This window comes from Methylobacterium sp. A49B (genome assembly GCF_053346215.1).
The window spans coordinates 68,505-75,818 of the sequence record NZ_JBKFBO010000151.1; the positions used below are offsets into that span (position 1 = coordinate 68,505).

Below are 7,314 nucleotides of genomic sequence, written 5' to 3' on the forward strand. Positions count from 1 at the left end.
GGATCAGCGGGCGCGGACGAGGAGCGTGTCGACGAGGGCCGCCCAGCGCTCCCGGGTCGCGCGGACATCGTCGTCCGGGGCGGAGTCGGTGAGGAGCTGGCGCTGCGCCCGCAGGGCCTCAACCTCCTGACGCTGGGCCCGGAGCACCGCCTTCACCACGTGGAGTTCGGTCTCGAGCCGGGTGATCTCCTCGGCCTCGTCCCGGTCGTCCGCGTGGTCCTCCCCGGCGATGTCGGAGAGGCGCGGGTCGCGGCCCATCGGGGGCAAGCGGGTGCGGGCCTGCTGCTCCAGCCGGACCGGCCGGGCCATCAGGCGGCGCACGAGGTCGGAGCTGCCTGCCTGCTGGTTACGCCTCGCCGCCTCGGCCATCCGACCATCCCCGTCGCGGGCGAAGCGCCCGTCCATCAACAGGAGCTTGATCGGACATGGTTAAGGGGGGCTTAAGCCGACCGGTGGCGCCGCCCGCTCAGGCCGCCTCCGCGGCCGCCTGCTTCATCACGTCGGCGACGAGCGCGTAGGTCGCGACCCAGGCCTCCCGCACCTCCAGGGTGAAGTCCGGGCCCAGCCCCTGCTCCAGGGTCCACAGCAGGGCCTCCCCCACCGGCGCGTAATGGGCTGCTCGCGTGCCGTACGCGATGTGCTTGCGCCCGAGATCCTGGAGCGCCGGCACGACCGTCTCCGGATGGTTCAGGTTGGCCACCGCGAGCCCCAGCATCGCCATCAGCTTCTGCTTCTGCTCGGTCATGTCGTCCGGGAAGAGGCCGCGCACCTGCGGGGCGATCTCGAACAGGCGGCCGTAGAACAGGTCCGCCGCCGTCCCGGCGATCGGCCGCACCTTCGCGAAACTGTCCTGCACGCGCTTGATCTGTTCGGGCGTCATCGCATCACCGGCCGGAGGATACCTGTCCCTCGCTGATTACACGTGGCTGGCCGGCGCAAAATTGACCGAGATCAATATCAGGCCGCCTCCGGCGCCGCGCCGACGATCTGGCGGGCCTGCAGCAGGGTCATGGGCTCGCCGAAGGCGGGGCCGAGGGCGTACTCGCAGCCGAGCCCGGCGAGCGCCTGGGCGTCGGCCTCCGATTCGCAGCCCTCCGCCACGATGGCGAGATTCAGTTCGCTCGCCATCCGCACGATGGAGCGCAGGATCGCGGTCTGTCCGGTGCCGATCTGGCGCACGAAGGTCGCGTCGACCTTGATCGTGTCGAACGGGAAGCGCTGGAGATAGGAGAGGGCCGAGTAGCCGGTGCCGAAATCCGACAGGCACAGGCCGGCCCCGAGGTCGTGGATCCGCGCCAGCATCTGGGCGGCGTATTCGGGGTTCTCCATCACGAGGCTCTCGCTGAATTCTAGCTTGAGCGAGCCGGGCAGGGCCCCGGAGCGGGCCAGCACGGTCTTCACGTCGTGCAGGAGGTCGTGGCGCAGGAGCTGGCGCGAGGACAGGTTGCAGGCCGCGAAGATCGGCGGCTCGACCTCCAGGGAGCGCTGCCAGGCGGCGAGTTCCAGGGCGGTGCGCTCCAGGGCGAAGATGCCGAGATTGACGATGAAGCCGCTCTCCTCGGCGAGCGGCAGGAAGGTCGAGGCGGGGACGCGCCCGAGCTTCGGGTGGTCCCAGCGCAGCACGGTCTCGAACCCCGCCACGGTGCGGTCCTCGAGACGCACCACCGGCAGGAACAGCACCTTCAGCTCGTTGCGCTCGATCGCCTTGCGCAGGTCGCTCTCGAGCATCAGCCGGTCCGAGCGGTCGGTGCGCATGTGGGCGCGGAACACCTCGATCCGGTCGCCGCCGTTGCGCTTGGCCTGGATCATGGCGATCTCGGCGCTCTTGAACACCTCGTCGCGCTTCAGGCTGGCGCCGGCCTCGTAGAGCGCGAGCCCGATCGAGACGGTCAGGAAGATCTCGCGGTCCGCGTAGGTGATCGGCGTGGCGATCGCCCGGCGGATCATCTCGGCGAAGGCCAGGATCCGGTCGGGGTCGCGCTCGGAGAGCAGGATCACCGCGAACTCGTCGCCCGCCACCCGGGCCAGCGTGTCCTGCGGCCGCAGCAGGCGGCCGAGGCGGCGCGACAGGGTCAGCAGGATCGAGTCGCCCGCCGAGAGGCCGATCGCGTCGTTGATGCCCTTGAACCGGTCGACGTCGAGCACGATCACGGTGGGCTTGAGGCGCTGGTCCTGGCCGGCGAAGGCGAGGGCCGCGTCGAGGCGGTCGCCGAACAATTCGCGGTTCGGCAGGCCGGTGAGGCTGTCGTGCACGGCGTCGTGGAGCAGGCGCTCCTCGGCGGTCTTGATCTCGGTCACGTCCGCGATGGTGCCGACCACCCGGATCACCTCGCCGTCGGCGCCGATCACCGGCCGCGCCTTCAGCCGGTACCAGAAGAACGTGCCGGCCTCCGAGCGCAGGCGGAAATCGTGGACGATGCGGCCGCGCCGCTCCTCGATCACCGTGTCGAGGGCGGCCGAGTAGCGCTCCACGTCGAAGGGGTGGAGCGCGCCGAGCCAGTTGGTCGCCGGCCCCTCCAGGGTGCCGCGGGCGAGGCCGAGCTGGGCCTCGATCTCCGGGCCGACGAAGACCCGGTCGGCGGGCACGTCCCAGTCGAACACCACGTCGCCCGCGCCGGTCAGCGCCAGCGCCCGGCGCTCGGTGTCGGAGACGAGGGCGTGGCTCAGCCCGCCCCCCGCGAAGGCGTGCTGGAGCACCGTGAAGCCGATCAGCATCACGATCAGCACGAGGCCGCCGATGAGGGCCGGCTGCACGAGGTCGCTGCCGATCTGGCCGGTGACCGCGAAGCCCGCCGCCGTCACCCAGACCACGAGCAGCAGCCAGGTCGGCACCAGCAGGATCGCCCGGTCGTAGCCGTTATGGGCGGCGAGGTAGAGGATCAGCAGCAGCCCGATGCCGGCGACCGCCGCGATGGAGATGCGCGCCACCCCCGCCGCCACCGGCGGGTCGAACACCGCGAGCCCCACGAGGCCCGCCAGGAAGGCCAGCCAGAAGAACGCCACGTGGCTGTAGCGCACGTGCCAGCGGGCGAGGTTGAGATAGGCGAACAGGAAGACCAGCAGCGTCGCCCCGAGCACCGCCTCGGCGGAGGCCCGGTAGACCCGCTCGGCGAGTTCGGTGACCGGGAAGACCCGCTGCAGGAAGCCGAAATCGATGCAGGCATAGGCCAGCACCGACCACGCCAGCGCGGCGGCGGCGGGGAAGATGATCGCGCCCTTGACCACGAACACGATGGTCAGGAACAGCGCCAGCAACCCGCTGATGCCGATGATGATGCCCTTGTAGAGGGTCAGGCCGGCGGCCTTCCGGCGGTAGGCGTCCTGATCCCAGAGGTGGAGCTGGGGGATGTTGGCGCCGCGCAATTCGGCGACGTACGTGACGGTGGTGCCGGGATCGAGCGTGATGGTGAACTGGTCGGCCTCGGGGTTCTCGTCCCGCTCCGGGCGGATGCCCTGGCTCGCCGTGATGGCGGCGATCCGCGAGCCGCCGAGATCGGGCCAGATCACCCCGGAATCGACCAGCCGGAAATGCGGGGCGACGAGGATGCGGTCGATCTGTTCGTCGGTGTCGTTGGTGAGCGCGAACACGATCCAGTCGGGCCGGGCGCCGGCATCGCGGGCCTTCACGACGATGCGGCGGACGATCCCGTCCTTGCCGGGCGCCGTGGAGATCTGGATCAGGTCGCCGTCCGAGCGGTAGCGCTCGATCGCCGAGGTCAGGTCGATCACCGGGGCGTCGAGGGTGACGCGCACCGCCTCCACGGCCCGGGCGGGCCCGCTGAGCGCGAGGGCACCGACGAGACCGCCAACCAGGGTCAGGAGGAGGGCGAGGATGCGCAAGGGTGTCTGGGTGTCCGGCCGTGCGAGAAGCGGCGTCAGCCGCCCGGGCGGCCTCGATCGATAGGCGCGGGCCTAACCTGGGGCAAGATCCCTGGGCGCGGTCCACAGAGCGCGGATCGCGCCCCTTTGCGGCCAAATCAAGTTGGGTGAGGCGGGGAAGGGGATTCCGGGGCATGATCAGGAGCCACTCAGAGCCTGTTCGGCTCCGAGTCCCCAACCCGCCCCCTCATCCTGAGGTGCGGCGAAGCCGCCTCGAAGGAGCCTTCCAGGGATCACAGCGCCTTCTGGAGGGCTCCTTCGAGGCCTTCGCTTCGCTTCGGCACCACAGGATGAGGGAGATGGGTTGGATCTTCGTCGCGTTGTGCGGCGCGTTGGAGATCGAGGGATCCGGCAGGCTTCACGCCCCCCGGAGCGCGCCCGCGATCCGGTCGAGGGCGGGCAGCTTGCGGATCGGCCCGATCGCCGCCAGCGTCGGCGTGCCCCGCAGCATCGCGACGGCGGCCGTCCGCACGTCCTCGACCGTGACGGCATCGACCTTGTCGATCACCTCCCCGGCGGGAATCACCCGGCCCCAGGCCAGGATCTGGCGCGCGTTGCGCTCGATGCGGCCGCCCGGGGTCTCCAGCGCCGAGAGCAGCGACACCTTGAGCTGCGCCTTGGCGCGGGCGATCTCGGTGGCGTCGAGGTCGCGGGCCGCCCGGGCGGTGGCCGCCAGCGTCACGTCGACGAGCTCGGGCAGGTCCGCCCCGGCGGTGCCGGCGCCGATGCCGAACAGCCCGCAATCGGAGAACGGCCAGTGGAAGGCCTGGATCTCGTAGGCGAGGCCGCGGGTCTCGCGCACCTCCTGCCAGAGCCGGGAGGTCAGGCCGCCGCCCAGCACCTGCGCGAACATGTGCAGCGCGTAGTAGCCCTCGTCCCGGAAGGAGAGGCCCGGCAGGCCGATCACCACGTTGGCCTGCTCGAGCTTGCGCGGCATCCGCCGCTCGCCGCCGCCGTAGACGCCCGGCACGGCCTCGGGGGCGGATCTGGCGGGCCGGCCCCCGAAATGGCGCTCGGCCGCCGCCACGATCGCCTCGTGGGTCACGGCCCCGGCGCCGGCCACCACGATCCGGTCCGGCGTGTATTCCCGGTCGAGGTAGGCGCGGATCCCAGCCTCGTCGAAGCTCCGGATCGTCTCGGGCCGCCCGAGGATCGGCCGGCCGACCGGCTGGTCCGGGAAGGCGGCCTCCGTGAAGGCGTCGTAGACCACGTCGTCGGGGGTGTCCTCGACGGCGGCGTATTCCTGCAGGATCACGCCCTTCTCCCGGGCGAGCTCGCCCGCGTCGAACACCGAATCGGTCAGGATGTCGCCGATCACGTCGAGGGCGAGGCCGGCATCCTCGCCGAGCACCCGGGCGGTGTAGCTCGTCCCCTCCGTGGAGGTCGCGGCGTTGATCTCGCCGCCGACATTCTCGATCTCCTCCGCGATCTTCTGCGCCGACCGGGTGCGGGTGCCCTTGAACGCCATGTGCTCGATGAGGTGGGACAGCCCCGCCTCGTCGGCCCGCTCGTTGCGCGAGCCCGCCCCGACCCAGACGCCGAGGCTCGCGGTGGCGACGCCCGGCATCGGCTCGGTCACCACCGTGACGCCGTTGTCGAGCCGCGTGGTCCGCAGCGACGGCGAGGCGGCGTGCGTGGAGAAATGCTGGTTCATCGCCGGCTCACGCGCCCCTCGTGATGCGGGCGCGCTCGCGGATGAGCTTTTCCACGGCGGCCTGGTCGTTCCCCACCCGGGTCAGGCGCTCCGGCCGGTCCATCAGGTCGGCGAGGTGCGGGGGCAGGGGCGGGCGCAGGCCGCCCGTGGCCTTGGCGACCGCGTCCGGGAATTTTGCGGGATGCGCGGTGCCGAGCGCCACCACGGGGGTCGCCGGATCCTGCTCCAGGAGCCGCCGCCCGGCCCGCACGCCGATGGCGCTGTGGGGATCGAGCACCACGCCGGTGGCGGCCTGGGTCAGGGCGATCTCTTCCATCACGTCGGGCTCCGGCACCGCGACGGCGTCGAATTCGGAGCGGACCGTGGCGAGAACCTCGGGGCTCAGCGAGAACCCGCCGGACTGCTTCAGCCCGGCCATCAGCCGCGACAGGGCGGAGGCGTCGCGCCCCAGCGCCTCGAACAGCAGCCGCTCGAAGTTCGAAGAAATCTGGATGTCCATGGAGGGTGAGGTGGTGGGCACCACGCCGCGCAGCGCGTAGGCGCCGTGCTCCAGGGTGCGCACCAGGATGTCGTTGGCGTTGGTGCCGATCATCAGACGCCCGACCGGCAGGCCCATCTGCTTGGCGACCCAGCCGGCGAGCACGTCGCCGAAATTTCCGGTCGGCACCGCGAAGGAGACCGGCCGGTGCGGCGAGCCCAGCGCCACCGCGCTGGTGAAGTAGTACACGGCCTGCGCCGCCACCCGGGCCCAGTTGATCGAGTTGACCCCCGACAGGCGCACGGAATCGGCGAAGTCGGCGTGCTGGAACAGGGCTTTGACGAGGTTCTGGCAATCGTCGAACGTGCCGTCGACGGCCAGCGCGTGGACGTTCTGCGCCGGCACCGAGGTCATCTGCCGCCGCTGCACCTCCGAGACCCGCCCGTGCGGGTAGAGGATGAACACGTCGACGCGTTCGAGCCCGCCGAAGGCCTCGACCGCCGCCGAGCCGGTGTCGCCCGAGGTGGCGCCCACGATGGTGGCGCGGGCGCCGCGCGCGGCCAGCACGTGGTCCATCAGCCGCCCGAGCAGCTGCATCGCCACGTCCTTGAAGGCGAGCGTCGGCCCGTGGAAGAGCTCCAGCAGGAACAGGTTGTCGTCGAGCTGGGTCAGCGGGCAGACCGCCGGGTGGCGGAACGTCGCGTAGGCGGCCTCGATCATCCGGTCGAGGTCGGGGCCGGCGATGTCACCGTCGATCAGCGGGCGCAGCACCCGCTTGGCGGCCTCCGCGTAGGGCCGGCCCGCCAGGGCGGCGATCTCCGGGCGGCCGATCTGCGGCCAGGTCTGCGGCACGTAGAGCCCGCCGTCGCGGGCGAGGCCCGCCAGGAGCGCATCCGAGAACGAGAGCGGCGCGGCCTCGCCGCGAGTCGAGACGTGGAGCACAGGGTCCTCCGAGGGAAGGCGCTCCCTCTACACGATGCCGGCGGACCTGTCGAAAGGCGGGCGCCTCCCGGGCGCCTCCCGTGCCGCGCGGCCGGTCTGTCCGGAGCGCGGGCCCGGCTTTAACCGGGGCTGAACGCGGCGGTTCAGGGCCGGTTCGACCGCCGCGGATATCGGCCTGTCCGCCCCGCGGCACATCCGCCGGCGGGGCGGACGATCCTCAAGAGAGAGCCGACATGACCCGAATCATCGCCCTCGCGGGCGTCGCGGCCCTGCTGTCCGGCACCGTGGCCCTCGCGCAGACGCCGCCGCCACCCGGCGGGCCGCGGCCCGGGCCCGAGGCCGGCGCGCCCCCGCCTCCGCC

5 protein-coding genes are annotated in these 7,314 nt (G+C 71.8%); all 5 read right to left on the reverse strand.

What is annotated here, in order from left to right:
- Nucleotides 1–3 precede the first annotated feature (3 nt).
- The 5 genes from ACLBX9_RS32150 to thrC all read right to left on the reverse strand — a co-directional run bounded on the left by ACLBX9_RS32150 (nt 4) and on the right by thrC (nt 6,953).
- Entirely contained in the window at nt 4–369 is a 366-nt protein-coding gene (locus ACLBX9_RS32150; RefSeq protein ID WP_039894764.1) for a hypothetical protein, read from the reverse strand.
- 97 nt (nt 370–466) lie between these two features.
- On the reverse strand, nt 467–880 hold the full coding sequence (locus tag ACLBX9_RS32155) for a globin family protein (protein WP_010687048.1): 414 nt from the start codon (nt 878–880) through the stop codon (nt 467–469).
- A gap of 77 nt (nt 881–957) precedes the next feature.
- Nucleotides 958–3,834: an EAL domain-containing protein gene (locus ACLBX9_RS32160; RefSeq protein WP_432419922.1), complete on the reverse strand. Its 2,877-nt coding sequence runs from the start codon at nt 3,832–3,834 to the stop codon at nt 958–960.
- Between the two features lie 403 nt (nt 3,835–4,237).
- Nucleotides 4,238–5,533 carry a M16 family metallopeptidase gene (locus ACLBX9_RS32165; protein ID WP_447721748.1) on the reverse strand — a complete coding sequence of 432 codons (1,296 nt, stop codon included), beginning with the start codon at nt 5,531–5,533 and terminating at the stop codon, nt 4,238–4,240.
- Between the two features lie 7 nt (nt 5,534–5,540).
- Nucleotides 5,541–6,953 (reverse strand): threonine synthase, encoded by a 1,413-nt coding sequence (thrC, locus tag ACLBX9_RS32170; RefSeq protein ID WP_010687051.1) that lies wholly within the window; start codon nt 6,951–6,953, stop codon nt 5,541–5,543.
- Between the last annotated feature and the right edge of the window lie 361 nt (nt 6,954–7,314).